Source organism: Paraburkholderia phosphatilytica (assembly GCF_003443895.1).
GTDB classification, from domain to species: domain Bacteria; phylum Pseudomonadota; class Gammaproteobacteria; order Burkholderiales; family Burkholderiaceae; genus Paraburkholderia; species Paraburkholderia phosphatilytica.
In genome coordinates, this window is sequence record NZ_QQOA01000036.1 from 1 (window position 1) to 17,558 (window position 17,558).

Consider the following 17,558-nt stretch of genomic DNA (forward strand, 5'->3'; position numbering starts at 1 on the left):
GACGCCTCGGTCTTGCCGACGATCACCGTCACGCGCTCCGCGTTGCCCGAGTCGTACACCTCGCGTTCGTAGGCCACCGCGCGAATCCGCGAGCCGGCCAGACTCGTGTGATAGAACACCGGAACGCGCGCCGGACCCGGCGGCCCTTCGAGGTCCGGGTTGCCGCCCAGCAGCCGGTCGCCGTTCACGACGACCTTGTAGAACACCTGATCCTTATACGGCGACTCGAAAATTTCGAGCGCCGCGGGCGGGATGACCGCGGTCAGCGAGCCATTGTCCCAGTCGACGTCTTCGATGATGGTGCGCGCCGACGACAGCAGCGCATTGTCCTGCAGCAGATCGGCGGTTTGCCGCGCCGCCTCGTACGACATGCTGCCCGTCACAAACACGAACGCTGCCAAAGGCAGCAGGAGCCACAGCAGCAGACGCGCGCGCAGGCTTGGCAACATCGGGAACTCTCCGGCATTCGTCATGCGCGCCCCGGACCGGCGCGACACGCTCTCTGTTTCCGCCGGACGGGAAAGCGATTCGCTTCCCGTCCAGCCACATCCTCGTTCAGAAGGCTGCGGGCCTCCACTTCAGCAGGCGCTTTTCCAGCGCCGTCAGCAGATAGTCGGTAGACAGCGCGACCACCGCCAGCACGATCATCGCCGCGAATACGCCGCTCGCATTGAACGCGCCCTGCGCGGTCGAGATCAGGAGACCGATACCCTGCTTCGAACCGAGAAACTCGCCCACCACCGCGCCGACCAGCGCGAAGCCGAAGCTCACGTGCAGGCTCGCGAGAATCCACGACAGCGCGGACGGAATCACGACGGCCGTCGTCACCTGACGCTTCGACGCACCCAGAATCTGTGCATTCGCGATCATGTAGCGGTCTGCTTCGCGCACGCCCTGGAACGCATTGCCGAACACGACGAAGAACACCATCACGACCGCCAGCGCCACCTTCGACGCCATGCCGAGACCGAGCGCGATCACGAACACGGAGCCGAGCACCACGCGCGGAATCGAATTCGCGACCTTGATGTAAATGCTGAAGACATCGGAGAGCAGCTTGTTGCGGCCCAGCACCACGCCGCACACGATACCCCCGGCGGAGCCGATCAGAAAGCCGAGCAGGGTTTCCTCCAGGGTCACCCACACCTGCACGAGCAGCGGCCCCTGCGAGGTGCCGTTCTGGAACCAGTCGACGATCTGCAGGAAGATCAGCGACGGCATCGAGAAGAAGAACGGGTCGATCCATTTCTGCCGCCCCGCCACTTCCCATCCGCCGAGCACGACGATGAGAACGAGGATGCGCAGGCCGATGATCAGCGCGTGCCGTTGCCGCAACTGGCGCTGGGCGATCTGCTCGGCCTTGGCCGGCGATAGGCTGTCGAAGGACATGTTCAAGGTGCTGTTGCGGGATGCCATGGGTTATTCCGTAGTTCTGACGGGTTACGCGATCTGCACTTCTTCGCGCAGGTCATGCCAGATGTCGCGCGAGATTTCGATGAAACGGGGTTCGTAGCGGATCTCCGACGTGATGCGCGGACGCGGCAGATCGATCTCGTAGACCTTCTTCAGCGTCGCGGGGCGCGCCGTCAGCACGAATACTCGATCGGCCAGCGCGATCGCTTCCTCGAGATCGTGCGTGACGAACACCACCGAACCCGCGTTCGCGGACCACAGTTGCAGCAGTTCGTCCTGCATCAGCGTGCGGGTCTGCATGTCGAGCGCCGAGAACGGCTCGTCCATCAGCAGGATTTCCGGCTTGTTGATGAAGGTCTGCGCGAGCGCGACGCGCTTGCGCATGCCGCCCGACAGTTGATGCGGATAGTGCTTCGCGAATTTTTCCAGACCGACGCGGCGCAGCCACTGGTTCGCTTCGTCGTAGGCCGCGGACTTCGAGCGGCCGCGAAACAGCGGGCCCGCCGCGACGTTGTCGATCACCGAGCGCCACGGAAACACCGCGTCCGCCTGGAACACGAAGCCGATGCGCGGATCGATGCCGTCCACCGGCGCGCCCATCACGCGCACTTCGCCGGCGGTCGGCTTCAGGAGGCCCGTGATCATGCTGAGCGTCGTCGACTTGCCGCAGCCGGTCGGCCCGACGATCGCGACGAACTCGCCTTGCGCGACGGACATGCTGAAATCGCGCAGCGCGACGGTCGCCTTGCCGTCCGGCGAAATGAAGCGGCACGACACCGAGCGAAACTCGATTACCGGCGTGTCCTGGGTTTGCTGGGATTGAACCGGGCTCATCAGGTATTTCCATTGAATGGCCGGCGCTGCGCGTGTCGCAGCCCCGGCGTCACAGTCGTATCAGGCACGCGTCGCCGCATGCCCGGAATGCAGGCACTCGTAGCGCAGCGTCACTTCGCGCTGACGAAGTCGTTCGTGTAGGTTTTCGCGAGATCGACGTGCTTGCCCTTCACCGAAGGATTGAAGGCCGACAGCACCTTCAGCACCGTTGCCGGACCGTCGGCGGGCATCTTGCCGTCCGGCGTGTACATCGGCAGCGAGGCCTTCAGCGCGCTCACGTAGAGCGTCTTGTCCTTTTGATAGTCGGCGGGCATCTTCGCGGCGATTTCGTCGGCGCTATGCGTATGGATGAACTGCATCGTGCGCGCGAATGCATGCGCGAGCTTCGCGGCTTCGGCCTTGTGCGAATCCGCCCACGCCGCCTGCACGTACAGGCTGGCGGCCGGATAGGTGCCGCCGAGCGCGGCCTTCGTGCCGTCCACGGTGCGCATGTCGACCAGCACCTTCGCTTCGCCGGTCTTTTCCAGCGCGGACACTGTCGGTTCCGTGGTCATGCCGGCATCGATGCGGCCTTGCTTGATCGCCGCGATGAAGGTCGCGTCGGCGCCCACCGGCAGCATCGTGTAGTCGCTCGTCTGCACGCCGTGCTGGCCGGCAAGGTACTGCGTGAGAAAGCTGGTCGACGAACCGAGGCCCGTCACGCCCAGCGTTTTCCCCTTGACGTCGCCCATCGAATGGATCGTGTCGGCCGCTTTCGTCGACACCATTTCGACCTCGCCCGGCACCTGGCCGAGCACGGCGATCGCCTTGACTTCCTTGCCCTTCGTCTGCAGATCGATCGTGTGATCGTAGAAGCCCACGACGCCTTGCACGGCGCCCGCGAGCAGTTCGTTTTCGGCATCGACGCCGGCCGGTTGCGACAGCAGTTCGACGTCGAGACCTTCGTCCTTGAAGTAGCCGAGTTCTTCGGTCAGACGGGCCGGCAGATAGATCAGCTTGGTGATGCCGCCAACCATGATCGTGATCTTCGACGCGTCGTCGGCCATCGCATGTTGCGACGCAATAGCGGCAAAGATGCTCGCGGCGAGCGCGATCTGGCGAAACGTGTGGCGAGTGGCGCGCATAGCTTGTCTCCGTTGTTGTCATCGCGGCGGACTGCCGCGTGTGTGTCGATGGCGGGATTCTATTGGCCGAAACCCTTCTCCCTGCTTTCACACCAAGCCGTCTGACGTAAGGGGTTTCCATGATCTTTAGCGGCCGCGTGAATCGATCTCGCTCAATCCTTAAGGGACGCTTAAGCGAACGGATTTTCTTGTTGATCTATGCGACAAACCACACCAATCCTCAAGAGACAGCGAAACGAAAGTCCCGCTTCACGGATAAGCCTTACGCGCGATGCACATTGACAATCCTTACCGCGCATTTCTCACTCGCAACCAACAGGAAGGGGGAGTCATGGAACGAGCAATACGAAGGAAACAACTCGGCAAGCTGGTAAGTTTCAGCATCGCGGCACTCGCTGCGATTCACTGCGCAGATGCATCCGCGGACGACGATCACGGGAACCGCGGCGATCGCCACGGCGACACGAAGCACGTGCTCCTGATCAGCTTCGACGGTCTGCATGAACAGGACGTCGCGCGTTGTATCGCCGGCAACACCTGCCCGAATCTCGCGGTACTCGCGAAGTCGGGTCTCACCTATACGAACGCACACACGCCTGGGCTGTCGGATTCGTTCCCGGGCCTCACCGCGCTTCTCACGGGGGGCTCGCCGAAAACAGCCGGCCTCTTCTACGACGTCTCGTATGACCGCACGCTGTACTCGCCGTCCGACCCGACGTGCTCCGGCAAGCAAGGCTGGAACGTCGTGTTCGACGAAACGACGGGCATCGATGCCGAAAACGGCGGCGTGTTGAAGAACCTGAACGGCGGCGGCGCGTTCAATCCGCAGGCCATTCCGCATGCGATGGTCAACGGCGCGTGCGTGCCGGTCTATCCGCACAACTACATCAAGACCAATACGCTTTTCGAAGTGGTCAAGGAAGACCGTCCCAATGCGCGCACCGCGTGGGCCGACAAGCACGCATGGGGTTACGACTGGGTCAACGGTCCCTCGGGCAAGGGCGTGGACGATCTCGCGCGCACCGAGATCAACTCGATCGACCCGGTGACGCAAACGTACTATCTCGACACCTATACGCACACCGAGGTGTTCGACAACATCCACGTGCAGGAACTGATCAACGAGATCGACGGCCTCGACTCGACGGGCAAGACGAGCGTTCCGGTGCCGACGGTGTTCGGCGCGAACTTCCAGACGCTGAGCGTCGCGCAGAAGTCGCCGGTCGCGGACAACGGCGGCTATCTCGACGCCGACTTCACGCCGGGTCAGCAGGTGAGCGGCGCGATCACGTACCTCGACAATGCGCTCGGCCGCCTCGTGTCGGAACTGAAGACGAAGAACCTGTATTCGTCGACGACGATCATCGTCACGGCGAAACATGGTCAATCGCCGACCGACCACACGAAGCTCGTCAAGAACGGCGACACGCTGACGAAGCTGCTGGAGACGAACAACTACCTGAACTCCGCAGGCAACTTCGGCCAGAACGCCACGACGACCGGAAACCTGAACGACGGTAGCGGTCTCGTCGGTACGGGCTTCGTGCAGACGGACGATGTGGGCCTCATCTGGCTGAACGATCAAAGCCAGCTGAGCGCGGTCGTGAAGACGCTGAAGGACAACCTGTCGTGCAACGCGCCGGGCATCTGCGCGGATGGTTCGCAGGCGTACATCCTGTACGGACCGCAACTCGCGGCGCGCTTCGGCAGTCCGCTGCAGGGCCGTACGCCCGACATCATCGTGCAGCCGAATCCGGGCGTGATCTATACGTCGAGCACCGCGAAGGATGAAGAGCACGGCGGCAACGCACCGGACGACAGCCACCTCGGCCTCGTGATCGAAGCGCCGGAAATCCATCACGGCGGACTCACGATCGATGACCGCGTGCTGACCACGCAGGTCGCACCGACGATCCTGCGCCTGCTCGATCTCGATCCGAACCAGTTGCATTCGGTCGCGATCGAAGGGACGCAGACGCTGCCGGGTATCGGTTCGCGGCGGTTCTAACGGCTAGTCAGCGCGCTTCTCAGTCGCCGGCGATGCTGTTCGCCGGCGACGAGGCGGACGCGGTCGTGCTCACGTCGTCGTGATGCGCGGCCGCCCACATCTCGCGGTTGTGCTGGATCACGGCCGGCGACGGCGGATAGTTGTTCCGGTTCGTCGGCAGCAGGCCATCGGCTTCCGCCTGCACGAGCTGCGCGCGAACCTGCGCGCGGGTCAGTTCCGGTGCGCTCGTCTGTGCAAAGGCGCTTGCGCCGAAGGCGAGGCCGAGTGCGGCGATAACAGCATTGGTCAGGATCTTCATGATGTCGCTCCAGTGAGATTGAGTAGGCATGGCACAGGCCACATGAGCCATTCTTCTCTCCCGACCTGAGGAGCCCCTTACCCGTGAATTACATTTTTGACATCTGCCGGCGGCCGCCCGCTCCGCTTGCGTTCCAGCCAAGATAACGAACCCGTAATGTGAGGGTCAGTATCGGGTAAAGCCCTGTTATTCACACTGCAGTCTCTCGAAGCCCGCGTCGCGCCGAAATTCGTTTCGCGCAACGCGCCGTCACTTCTCCAGAGACTTTCATGTGGATTGTCAGGCTTGCCCTTCGCAGACCGTATACGTTCGTCGTGCTCGCCGTCCTGATCTTCGCGATCGGACCGCTCGCGATCATGCGCACGCCGACCGATATCTTCCCGAACATCGATATTCCGGTCGTCAGCATCGTCTGGACCTACAACGGTTTCTCCGCGCAGGACATGGCGAACCGCATCACGTCCAGCTACGAGCGCGCGTTGACGTCGGACGTCGACGACATCGAGCACATCGAATCGCAGTCGCTCAACGGCGTATCGGTCGTGAAGATCTTTTTTCACCCCGGCGCCGACATCAACCGCGCGATTGCCGAAGCGGTGTCGAACTCCGAGTCGATCCTGCGCGTCCTGCCGCCCGGCACGCTGCCGCCGAACATCATCACGTACAACGCTTCGACCGTACCGATCCTGCAGCTTGGCCTGTCCAGCGACACGCTGTCCGAACAGCAGCTGTACGACCTCGGCAACAGCTTCATCCGCACCCAGCTCGCGACGGTACAAGGCGCCGCGGTACCGCTGCCGTTCGGCGGCAAGGTCCGTCAGATCATGATCGACATCGATCCGCGCGCGCTGCAGGCGAAAGGCCTCGCGCCGATCGACGTCGTCAACGCGGTAAACGCACAGAACCTGATCCTGCCCGGCGGCACCGCGAAAATCGGTTCGCGCGAATACAACGTGCAGATGAACGGCAGCACGGACAGCGTCGCGGCGCTGAACAACCTGCCCATCAAGACGGTGGCAGGCGGCGTGGTCTACGTGCGCGACGTCGCGCAGGTTCGCGACGGCTATGCGCCGCAAACCAACATCGTGCGCAGCGACGGCAAACGCGGTGCGCTGCTCACGATCGAGAAATCCGGCAATGCGTCGACGCTGACCATCATCCAGCAGGTCAAGGCGATGCTGCCGCACATCGCCGCGGGTCTACCCAGTGCGCTGAAGATCACGCCGCTGTCGGACCAGTCGGTGTTCGTGAAGTCCGCGATCACCGGCGTGGCGCGTGAAGCGCTGATCGCCGCCGCGCTGACCGCGATGATGATCCTGCTGTTTCTCGGCAGCTGGCGTGCGACGCTGATCATCGCGATCTCGATTCCGCTCGCGGTGCTCACCTCGCTGATCGCACTGGCCGCGCTGGGGCAGACGATCAACATCATGACGCTCGGCGGCCTCGCGCTCGCGGTCGGCATTCTGGTCGACGACGCGACCGTCGCGATCGAGAACATCACGCATCATCTGGAGAACGGCGAGCCGTTGCACGATGCGATCCTGAAAGGCTCCGGAGAAATCGCGGTGCCGACCTTCGTGTCGACGCTGTCGATCTGCATCGTGTTCGTGCCGATGTTTCTGCTCTCCGGCGTGGCACGCTATCTGTTCGTGCCGCTCGCGGAAGCCGTGGTGTTCGCGATGTGCGCGTCGTATTTCTTCTCGCGCACGCTGGTGCCGACGCTCGCGATGTACCTGATGCGTCCGCGCGATCCGAACGCGCCGCAAGGCAACGGTGCGTTCGCGCGCCTTGCCCGTTTTCAGGCCGCGTTCGAGCGCCGTTTCGAAGCGTTGCGCACACGCTATCGTGAGGTGCTGGCACGCGCGATCGCCGCGCCGCGCGTTTTCATCGCGTCGTTTCTGCTGATCTGTATCGCGTCGCTCGCACTCGTTCCGTTCACGGGCCGCGACTTTTTCCCCTCGGTCGATACCGGCGAAATCCGTCTGCACGTTCGCGCGCCCACCGGCACCCGTATCGAGGAAACCGCGCGTCTGACCGATCAGGTGGAGTCGACGATCCGCAGCGTGATTCCGAAGCAGGACCTCGCCGCGATGCTCGACAACATCGGCCTGCCGATCAGCGGCATCAACCTCACTTACGATTCGTCGGACCCGATCGGCTCCGAAGATGCCGACGTGATGGTCACGCTTGCCGCTCACCACCGTCCCACCGCGCAATACGTGACCAAGCTGCGCAACACGCTGAACCAGCGCTTTCCCGGCGTGACGTTCGCATTCCTGCCGGCCGACATCGTCAGCCAGATTCTGAACTTCGGACTGCCGGCGCCCATCGATATCCAGATCGTCGGCAACAAGCTCGATGCGAACCGCGCGGTGGCGAACCAGCTGCTCGCGAAGCTGCGCGGCGTGCGCGGTCTCGTCGACGCGCGTATCCAGCAACCCGGCGACGAGCCGTCGATCAACGTCGACGTGGATCGCACGAAGGCGATCGAAGCCGGCCTCCAGCAGCGCGACGTGTCGCAGAACCTGCTGATCGCGCTGTCCGGCAGCTCGCAGACCACGCCGAATTTCTGGCTCGACCCGAAGAACGGCGTGAGTTACCCGCTCGTCGCGATGGTCCCGCAATACGCGATCCATTCGCTGCAGTCGCTCGAAAACGTGCCGCTCGCGAAGAACGGTGCGTCGCCGGTGTTCACAACCGGCCCCAACGGTCCTCAACCGGCGAACCTGCTCGGCACGCTGGGCACGCTGTCGCGCGGCACGCAACAAGCGGTGGTCTCGCACTACAACGTGCAGCCCGTGCTCGATATCTTCGCGTCCGCGCAGGGCCGCGATCTCGGCAGTGTTGCAACGGACGTGACGAAGCTCGTCGACGAAGCGAAGGCGCAGTTGCCGCCGGGCTCGTCGATCGTGATCCGCGGCCAGGTGCAGGCGATGCACGACTCGTTCGAAGGTCTCGCGAGCGGCCTCGCGTTCGCGATCGCACTGGTGTATCTGCTGATGGTCGTGAATTTCCAGTCGTGGATCGATCCGCTGATCATCGTCAGCGGTTTGCCGGCTTCGCTCGCGGGCATCGCGTGGATGCTGTTCACTACCGGAACCACGCTGTCCGTACCGGCGCTGACCGGCACGATCCTGTGTATCGGCATCGCGACGGCCAACAGCATTCTCGTCGTCACCCGCGCGCGCGAGTTGCTGCACGGTGGCGATGCCCCGCTGCACGCGGCGCTCGAAGCCGGCTTCAGCCGGTTCCGGCCGGTCTTGATGACCGCGCTCGCGATGCTGATCGGCATGCTGCCGATGGCGCTCGGCCTCGGCGACGGCGGCGAGCAGAACGCGCCGCTCGGCCGCGCGGTGATCGGCGGTCTCGCGATCGGCACCGTCTCGACCTTGCTGTTCGTGCCGGTCGTGTTCGGGCTCGTTCATCAATGGCTCGCGAAGCGGCAGGCAGCGAAACCGCCGCGCGCCTCGGGCCAGCCGACGACGAACTGAGCGACGGCACATCGACACTCGCAACGAATCTCACGCTACGCAAGGAAGCATCATGTCCACCCGAATCTCCGAGGATTCGTCATCCTCCACAGGCACGGAAGCGGAACGCACCGCAGGCGTCGCGCCGGTTGCTATGCGGCGGCGTCTGCGCGCACCGCTCGCGCTTGCCGTGCTGGCGGCCGCGTTGCTTGCCATCGGCATCGTGCCGAGGCTGCGCGCCAGCACCGCGCTGACCGCGCAGACCGAAGCGCAGCAGTTGCCGACTGTGGCCGTCATCGCGCCGACGCTCGCGCCCAGCCACCAGGACCTGCTGCTGCCCGGTTCGGTCACGCCATTCGCGGAAGCCTCGGTGTACGCGCGTACGAGCGGCTATATCGCGCACTGGAACACCGATATCGGCGTGCACGTGAAGGCAGGCCAGGTGCTCGCGACGATCGAAGCGCCCGAACTCGACGCACAGCTTCGCCAGGCCCGCGCCGACGAAGCCACCGCGCAGGCCAACTACACGTACGCGAAAACCACCGCGCAGCGCTGGCAACAGATGTTGACGACGCAATCCGTCTCGCAGCAGGACACCGACTCGCGCGTCGCGGACATGCAGGCCAAACAGGCCGCGCTCGATGCGGCCCGCGCGAACGTCGCGCATCTCGCCGAACTGGTCGGCTACGAGCAGGTGCAGGCGCCGTTCGACGGTGTCGTCACCGCGCGCAACATCGACGTCGGCACGCTCGTCACGGCGGGCGGCACGCCGGGCAGCGCGGGCGTATCCGGCGAGCTGTTCCATATCCAGCAGACCGACACGCTGCGCGTGTTCGTCGACGTGCCGCAGGACGATGCGCCCTACGTGACGACCAGCACGGGCGTCTATCTGAAGACGCAGCAGTATCCTGGCCGCGAGATCGCGGCGCACGTCGCACGCAATGCCGGCGCGATCGATCCAGCGAGCCGCACGCTGCGCGTCGAAGTGGACGTCGACAATCGTGACGGCGCACTGATGCCCGGCGCCTACGCGCAGGTCCATCTGGCGCTCGCCACGACGCAGCCCGCGCTCGATCTGCCGGTCAGCGCGCTGCTGTTCCGCCCCGACGGCGTGACCGTCGCCACCGTCGATCACAACGGCCGCACCGCGCTCAAGACCGTGCACGTGGGGCGCGATTTCGGCACGCACATCGAGATCACGAGCGGACTTCAGGCAACCGATCGCGTGATCGACAATCCCGGCGATGCGATCACGAGCGGGCAGGCCGTGCGGATCGCCACGCAGCCCGCGTCCAATCCGCACGATGCGCAGCAGCAGCATGGTCATGCGTGAAATGAGCACACGAGACGCTACGATGCCGCGCCGCATGTTCCGCGTATTGCGCGTGTTGCCGGTCCGCGTTCGCCGCACGACTGCAGCGACGATGTTCGGCCTCGCGCTCACGGCATGTTCGACGATCCCTGACACCACGCCGCCCCAGGTCACAGTGCCCACGCACTATGCGAACGCGCCGGAGGCAGCGAGCGGATGGAAAGCCGGCACGCCCGCCAATGGTCAACCGCTCGGCCCATGGTGGACCGTCTTCAACGATGCCGAACTCAACACGCTCGAAGCGAAGGTCGACGTCTCGAACCAGACCGTGCGCAAAGCGGTCGCGCAATTGCAGCAGGCGCGCGCGATGGTCGACTATCAGCACGCGGGGTTCCTGCCCACCATCACCGCGGGCGCGGACGCGCAACGTTTCCGGACTTCGCAGAACGTCGTCGACCGGTCGCTTGCGGGCAAGACCGTGCCGGACTATTCGATGGGTCTGTCGGCCAGCTGGGAACCCGATCTGTTTGGTCGCATCCGCGCTGCGAATGCCAATGCGGCGGACACGGCACAGGCAAGCGCCGCGGATCTCGAAGCGGTGCGCCTGTCGGTCACGGCGGATCTCGCGAAAGACTACTTCGACCTGCGCTCGCTCGATAATCAAAAGCAGCTGCTCGATGCGTCCGTGAACGCATATGCCGCGGCGCTGCGACTGCTTCAGCAGCAGCTGAAAGACGGCGCGATCGACGCGTCCGCGATCGCACAGGCGCAAACGCAGCTCGAATCCACGCGTACCCGCGATGCCGACGTCGACGTCAGCCGCGCGCAGTTGCAGCACGCGATCGCGACGCTGATCGGCGAGCCGGCGTCGACATTCACGCTGCCGCCCGCGGTCGTCTCGTTCACAGTGCCCGCGATTCCGCCGGGACTGCCATCCGAGCTGCTGCAGCGCCGGCCCGACATCGCGGCTGCGGAGCGGCGCGTAGCCGCCGCCAACGCGCAGATCGGCGAAGCGCACGCGGCCTTCTTCCCGGACCTCGTACTGTCGGCGAGCGCCGGTCTCGAAAGCACGTTCTACGCACCGTGGTTCACCGCGCCAAGTCTCTTCTGGTCGATCGGGCCGCAGCTGGCCGGCACGCTGTTCGACGGCGGTAAACGCGAAGCGAGCCTGCATGCCGCCAACGCGCAGTACGACGGCACCGTCGCCGATTATCGTCAGTCGGTGCTCGTCGCGCTTCAGCAGGTCGAAGACAATCTGTCCGCGCTGCAGACGCTCGCAACCGAAGCGCAAAGCGAAGCGCGCGCGGTGTCGGCGGCGAACCTGTCGCTGACGCTGACGACGAACCGCTTCAACGCAGGCGCGGTCAGCTATCTCGACGTCGTCACGGCGCAGACGATCGCGCTGTCGAACCAGTTGCAGGCGGAAGACATCGGCGCGCGCAGGATGGACGCGAGCGTCGCGCTGCTGAAGGCGCTGGGCGGTCCGTGGCAGGATCGCGCCAGCGCGGGTTAGGTCGCCATTGCGCGTCGCAACGGCTATGATCGTCGTGATGCGGGCAAGAGGGGGAACGCAATGCGTATTCTGATAGTCGAGGACGAGCTCAAGACGAGTGCTTACCTGAAGAAGGGCCTCGAAGAATCGGGCTACTCGGTCGACGTCGCCAACGAGGGGCACGAAGGGCTCCTGCTCGCCGAAGAGGAAGAGTACGACGTGATCGTGCTCGACGTGATGCTGCCCGGCATCGACGGCTGGACGATCGTGAAGAAGCTGCGCGCGAGCCGGCAAACGCCGGTGCTGTTCCTGACCGCGCGCGATGAAGTGGACGACCGCGTGCGCGGCCTCGAACTCGGCGCGGACGATTATCTGGTGAAGCCGTTCGCGTTCGTCGAGCTGCTCGCGCGGGTCCGCACGCTCGCACGTCGTGGACCGGTACGCGAGACGAACGTGATCAAGGTCGGCGACCTCGAGATGGACATCACCCGGCGGCGCGTGAAGCGCGGCGATCAGCGCATCGATCTCACGCCGCGCGAATTCTCGCTGCTGCAACTGCTGGCCCGGCGCCAGGGCGAAGTGCTAAGCCGCACGCAGATCGCGTCGTACGTGTGGGACATGAACTTCGACAGCGACACCAACGTCGTCGAGGTGGCGATCCGCCGGTTGCGCGCGAAAATCGACGATGCGTTTGCGGTCAAGCTGATTCATACCGTGCGTGGGGTCGGCTACGTGCTCGAACCGAAACAGCCGTCATGATGCGGCGCCTTTCGCTGACCGCCACCCTCGCGATCGCGTTCGGCTGCACGACGCTCGCGGTGTTCATCGCTGTCGGCGGATTCGTGTATGAAGCGCTGGAACAGCGGATCGCCGCGCAGGACGACCTCGACATCGTGCTCGCCGCGCGTCACGCACGGCGGCTAACCGACGAGCTGAACACGCTGTCGGGTATCGAAGAGCACGAGGAGCGGCTCGAAAGCATCGTGCTGGGCAACCAGGCGTTGTACATGAAAGTTGCCGATGCGCAGGGCCATGTGCTGCTGACGCACAACGTCAGGAAAGAGGACACCGCGCCACCGCCTGCAACCGGTCCCGGTCTTGCGCCGGCTACGATCATGCAGGCCACGGCGCGCATCACCACCGGTTCGATCGCCCAATGGACCGATGCCGACGGCGAGCCGGTGCGCGGCATCGTCACGCTGGCCACGCTGCGAGACAACAGCACGGCGATGCTGCTGATTGCGCGCAGGATGACCGACCGCGTCGCGCTGCTCGATCGCTATCGCGACACGCTTAAAGCAGCCGGCGTAGCCGGCGTGCTGTTTTCGGCCGCGCTCGGTTACGTGCTGATCTGGCTGTCGTTGAAGCCGCTGCGCGCCATTTCCGAGCGGTCGAAAAACGTGACGGTCGCGAAACTCGACGCGCGGCTCGCGCTTGAGCACGTGCCGGTGGAGTTCGTATCGCTCGTCAATGCGCTCAACGCGATGCTCGCGCGGCTCGAAACGGGCTTTCAGCATATGCAGCGCTTCACGGCCGATCTCGCGCACGACATGCGCACGCCTGTCTCCAACATGCGCGGCGCGATGGAAGTCGCGCTCGCGCGGCCGCGCTCCACGGAAGACTACGAGCAACTGCTCGCGTCGAACGTGGAAGAATGCGACCGGCTATCGCGCATGATCGAAAACGTGCTGTTTCTCGCGCGCGCCGAGCATCCACAGTTCGTCAGGCACATGCAGGCGTTCGATGTGGGTGACGAGCTGGCGCGCATGTCCGAATACTTCGAAGGGCTCGCGGACGAAGCAGGCATTGCGATCCGCGCGACAGGCGGCGGCCGGCTCACTGCGGACGTCGAACTGTTCCGGCGCGCGGTCGGCAATCTGCTGGCGAATGCGATCCGTCACACACCGCGGAACGGCAGCGTCGAACTCTCGTCGCGCGAGACGCCTGATGGCTTGCAGGTCTCGGTGTTCAATCAGGGAGCGCTCGTACCCGACGCGGAACTCGAACGGATTTTCGACCGCTTCTATCGCGGCGACCCTTCGCGCAATCTTGCATCGGGATCGACGGGGCTGGGCCTTGCCATCGTTCGCGCGATCATGGAACTGCACGGCGGCTCGGCGCGCGCCGTTCGCGACGAACAGGGCATGCGGTTCGTGCTGCTGTTTCCTGTGCGAAGTCTTTTGTGAACATCAATGGAGACCGCATGCTGAAACGGATGTTGTTTGCGGTGCTGCTGATAGCGGGCAGCTTTGGCTTGACCGAATCTTGTGCAGCCGCAGAAACCGTTCTCACACTCACAATAGCCGGCAAAACACAGACGTTCGAACGGCAGGCATTGCTCGCCCGCAAGGATGCAGCGGATATCCACGTGCCGCGCGATATCGCGTACGGGATGCCGATGACGTACCGCGCGGTGCCGCTCGCGAATCTGCTAGACGGCGCCACGCTGCCGGCGGACAGCGTGCTCGAAGCGCGCGCCGACGATGGCTTCGCCGCGCAGCTGCCGATGGACCTGGTTCGCAATCGCGACGCTTCAACCGCCGTGGCATGGCTCGCGATAGAAGACCCCGCGCACCCGTGGCCGAAGCTGCCGGGCAAGACGGTCGACGCGGGGCCGTTCTATCTCGTGTGGGTCGGCAAGCAAGCCGCGTCCGTTCGCAGCGAGCAGTGGCCGTACCGGATCGTGCAGCTCGACACGCAACCGTCACCGTCCACCCGATGGCCCGCGCTTGCCGTGGATGCATCGCTGCCCGCCACCGACCCGATCCGTGCCGGCCAGAGTCTTTTCATCACGCAATGCCTGGCCTGCCACAAGCTCAACGGTGCGGGAAACGCGAACGTCGGCCCCGATCTCAACGTGCCGATGAATCCGGTCGACTATTTTCAACCCGCCGCGTTGCACCGCTATATCCGCAACCCGGCATCGGTGCGCAACTGGCCCGGCCGCACGATGCCGGGCTTCGCGCCGGACCAGCTGAGCGATCGCGAGATCGATCTGGTTATTGCGTATCTCGCCTACATGGCGCCGCGCAAAATCAAACCGTAGCAACCAACCGATATCACGGCACCAGCGGCAGGCAGATGTCGGTCAGCAGATGTGCCGGCGCGGTGTCTTTAGGGTTGTTCAGATATTCCTCGAACGCCGGCGCATCCGCGGCTTCGTAGATGGAATTCACGAGCCACTCGCCATAGAGCCACTGATAGGCCGCTGCCATGTCCGCATACGGCCCGCGGTGCCGCAGCACCGCGTACTTGCCGCCAGTAACATGCGTCACGCTCAGCGGGCTGCCGGACACATCCACCGCTTGCGGCAGCCAGACGCCGGCCTTCGAGCGCAGTTCGCTTTCGGCCACCACGGTCGGGTCGTCGTAGTAGAGGCCCATCATGCGCATCTCGCCGGAGAGCAAACCTTGCGATGCCAGCCATCCCATCAGGGAATCGAACGCCTTGCCGATCTGCATGTAGGGCCCGACGTGATCGATTGTCAACAGATCGAAGCCATCGATGTGGCGAATCTCGACATCATGCATGGTCATGTCATGTTCTCCCGGGTTCGCAAGAGACGGCCGGAAACGCGTGTGCGTTCCGGCTTTCCGATACTGCGCGGGCGGCATGCCGAAGACGGCACTGAAGGTCCGCGTAAAGGCCTGCAAGCTGCTGTATCCCGACCGCTCGGCAATCTCGGGGATCGGCATCGCGCCGTTCGCGAGAAAGCCCGCCGCGCGATGCAAACGCAACCGGCGCACGGTCGTCGCGACGCTTTCACCGTGCATCGCGTGATAGATGCGATGCCAGTGATACGGCGACAGGCACGCGATCTCCGCGAGTCGTTCGATGTCCAGCGGCTCGTCGAGATGATCGTAAATATGGTCGAGCACGCGGGCGAGTCGGGCCGCATAACGGGCGCGCTGGGCGATGTCGTTCATGACATTCGTCGAGAGAGGTCGATGAAGAACACGATAGCACGCGGCGATTTAGCAAATCCTGCTGAATCGCGGGGATCGGGTGCTGCTTCGCGCATACCGCGGAAATGGAAACGCCCCGGCGCGAATGCACCGGGGCGTGGATGGACCTGCTTGTGGCTTAGCCGCTAGCTGCCAGCCGTTAGCCTTGCAGCAGCTTCAGCACCTGTTGCGGCAGCGAGTTGGCCTGCGCCAGCACCGAGATGCCGGCCTGCTGCAACACCTGCGCCTTCGAAAGATTCGCGGTTTCCTGCGCGAAGTCCGCGTCGGTGATCTGCGATTGCGCGCTGGCCAGGTTCGTCGACGCGCTTTGCTGCGTCGACACGAGCGCGGCGAAGCGGTTCTGCGCAGCACCAAGCGTTGCCTGCAGGTTGTTCACCGTCGCGAGCGCATTGTCGATCGATTCCATCGCGGCGCTCGCGCCGGTCGTCGTGCTGATGTCGATGTTCGACACGAGCGGCGGCGCGCTGTCGGCCGAAATCTGCGTCAGCTCGGTGTTGATCGTGCTGAGCGCGGCCGAGCCCATCGCGGAGAAGCCCGCGCCGGACGAGAGCGACGCGAACGACGGCAACGAGGCCGATGCGGTGACGCCCGCGGCCTGCGTGAACGTGCTCGCGCCGAACATACCGCTGATCGCGCCGCCGCCGATCGTCTGGTTGTTCTGATCGGTGAAGGTGAAACCGCCGTTGCCGTCCGCGATCACGTTGACCGACGTGATTTCCGACGTCGACGACGATCCATACGCGCCGCCCGTCGAACCGTCGATCGCAAGGCCGCTCAGCGTGCCGAGCGTCGTGCCCGAAGCCGGGTGAGCGCCGCCCAGATTCGCCGCCGACATGTCGGTGCCGAGGTCCAGCGTCATCGTCTGGCCGGTGTTCGCGCCGATCTGGAAGTTGATGCTGCCGGCGGTGCCGTTCAACAGGCTCACGCCGTTGTACGTCGTCTGCGACGAAATGCGGTTCACTTCGCCGATCTGCTGCGACACTTCCTGCTGCAGCGCGGCCTGGTCGCTCGTCGAGAGCGAGCCGTTCGACGCTTCCACCGCCAGCGAGCGGATGGTTTGCAGCGACTGCGTGATCTGGCTCAACGCGCTGCTGGCCGTCTGCACGATCGACGTACCGTCGTTCGCGTTCGCCACGCCCTGATTCAGGCCGTTGATCTGCGTTTGCAGCGTGGTTGAGATCGCGAGACCGGCCGCGTCGTCGGCCGCGCTATTGATGCGCTTGCCCGACGAAAGGCGCGTAATGGCTTGCGAGAGGGCAGTGCCCGAACCGGTCAGGTTCTCTTGGGCGACGAGCGAGCTGATATTGCTGTTGATCGAAAGCATGATGTTTCCAACTGCGCCGGCGTCATCGCCTAAGGAGTCACTGGCTCGTGGCTCACCGGCCTAAATGTTCAGGAATGGCGCCGCGGCAGCCAGGGCCACCATGCGACGTGATGCCATTCTAGTTTTGCAGTGCAACGATCGAAGTCGCGAAGAGGCCGGGATTTTTCGCGCTTTTTGGTCGTTTGTGATTGCTTTGGCGGCCGCGAAAATCGCGCAATGCGAATGCCGCTACGCAGTCTGTAAAGATTAAAGCGCCGGCCGTTATTATTTTGATTCGATCCCTAAAGTCGTTGCGCGACACACCGTAATCCAGATCAG

General features: G+C 64.2%; 14 protein-coding genes. 7 read left to right on the top strand and 7 right to left on the bottom strand.

Features of this window, described 5'->3' with window-relative positions; all coding sequences use genetic code 11:
* The 4 genes from DVS29_RS28345 to DVS29_RS28360 all read right to left on the bottom strand — a co-directional run.
* Nucleotides 1-449: sensor histidine kinase N-terminal domain-containing protein (locus tag DVS29_RS28345; RefSeq protein ID WP_205962529.1), on the bottom strand; the 449-nt coding region annotated here is incomplete at its 3' end.
* Nucleotides 450-555: 106 nt separating this feature from the next.
* Nucleotides 556-1,389: an ABC transporter permease gene (locus tag DVS29_RS28350; protein WP_420816173.1), complete on the bottom strand. Its 834-nt coding sequence runs from the start codon at nt 1,387-1,389 to the stop codon at nt 556-558.
* A gap of 51 nt (nt 1,390-1,440) precedes the next feature.
* A complete protein-coding gene (locus tag DVS29_RS28355; RefSeq protein WP_118183856.1) occupies nt 1,441-2,247 on the bottom strand; it encodes an ABC transporter ATP-binding protein in 807 nt (268 codons plus the stop codon).
* Between the two features lie 110 nt (nt 2,248-2,357).
* Entirely contained in the window at nt 2,358-3,371 is a 1,014-nt protein-coding gene (locus DVS29_RS28360; protein WP_118183857.1) for an ABC transporter substrate-binding protein, read from the bottom strand.
* Nucleotides 3,372-3,702: 331 nt separating this feature from the next.
* On the opposite strand from DVS29_RS28360, the gene DVS29_RS28365 reads away from it, so the two are divergent.
* On the top strand, nt 3,703-5,379 hold the full coding sequence (locus DVS29_RS28365) for an alkaline phosphatase family protein (RefSeq protein ID WP_118183858.1): 1,677 nt from the start codon (nt 3,703-3,705) through the stop codon (nt 5,377-5,379).
* A gap of 19 nt (nt 5,380-5,398) precedes the next feature.
* Here DVS29_RS28365 and DVS29_RS28370 read toward each other — a convergent pair whose 3' ends face one another.
* A complete protein-coding gene (locus tag DVS29_RS28370; RefSeq protein WP_118183859.1) occupies nt 5,399-5,677 on the bottom strand; it encodes a DUF4148 domain-containing protein in 279 nt (92 codons plus the stop codon).
* Nucleotides 5,678-5,946: 269 nt separating this feature from the next.
* Between DVS29_RS28370 and DVS29_RS28375 the strand changes: the two genes are divergently transcribed.
* The 6 genes from DVS29_RS28375 (at nt 5,947) to DVS29_RS28400 (ending at nt 14,997) form a co-directional block, all read left to right on the top strand.
* On the top strand, nt 5,947-9,168 hold the full coding sequence (locus DVS29_RS28375) for an efflux RND transporter permease subunit (RefSeq protein ID WP_118183860.1): 3,222 nt from the start codon (nt 5,947-5,949) through the stop codon (nt 9,166-9,168).
* 52 nt (nt 9,169-9,220) lie between these two features.
* On the top strand, nt 9,221-10,480 hold the full coding sequence (locus DVS29_RS28380) for an efflux RND transporter periplasmic adaptor subunit (protein WP_118183861.1): 1,260 nt from the start codon (nt 9,221-9,223) through the stop codon (nt 10,478-10,480).
* Nucleotides 10,481-10,571: 91 nt separating this feature from the next.
* Nucleotides 10,572-11,972: an efflux transporter outer membrane subunit gene (locus DVS29_RS28385; protein WP_240655825.1), complete on the top strand. Its 1,401-nt coding sequence runs from the start codon at nt 10,572-10,574 to the stop codon at nt 11,970-11,972.
* Between the two features lie 60 nt (nt 11,973-12,032).
* The gene (locus DVS29_RS28390) at nt 12,033-12,710 is read left to right on the top strand and encodes a heavy metal response regulator transcription factor (RefSeq protein ID WP_118183862.1); all 678 of its coding nucleotides are present in this window, start codon (nt 12,033-12,035) and stop codon (nt 12,708-12,710) included.
* Nucleotides 12,707-14,137 (top strand): heavy metal sensor histidine kinase, encoded by a 1,431-nt coding sequence (locus DVS29_RS28395; RefSeq protein ID WP_205962530.1) that lies wholly within the window; start codon nt 12,707-12,709, stop codon nt 14,135-14,137. Before DVS29_RS28390 ends, DVS29_RS28395 begins: the two co-directional genes overlap by 4 nt.
* A 17-nt stretch (nt 14,138-14,154) precedes the next feature.
* Nucleotides 14,155-14,997 carry a c-type cytochrome gene (locus DVS29_RS28400; RefSeq protein WP_118183863.1) on the top strand — a complete coding sequence of 281 codons (843 nt, stop codon included), beginning with the start codon at nt 14,155-14,157 and terminating at the stop codon, nt 14,995-14,997.
* 13 nt (nt 14,998-15,010) lie between these two features.
* Here the strand turns inward: DVS29_RS28400 and DVS29_RS28405 are convergent, their stop codons facing one another.
* Both DVS29_RS28405 and DVS29_RS28410 read right to left on the bottom strand, forming a co-directional pair.
* Nucleotides 15,011-15,877: an AraC family transcriptional regulator gene (locus DVS29_RS28405; RefSeq protein WP_118183864.1), complete on the bottom strand. Its 867-nt coding sequence runs from the start codon at nt 15,875-15,877 to the stop codon at nt 15,011-15,013.
* A 178-nt stretch (nt 15,878-16,055) separates the two neighbouring features.
* Nucleotides 16,056-17,240: a flagellin gene (locus DVS29_RS28410; RefSeq protein WP_118183865.1), complete on the bottom strand. Its 1,185-nt coding sequence runs from the start codon at nt 17,238-17,240 to the stop codon at nt 16,056-16,058.
* Nucleotides 17,241-17,558 lie beyond the last annotated feature (318 nt).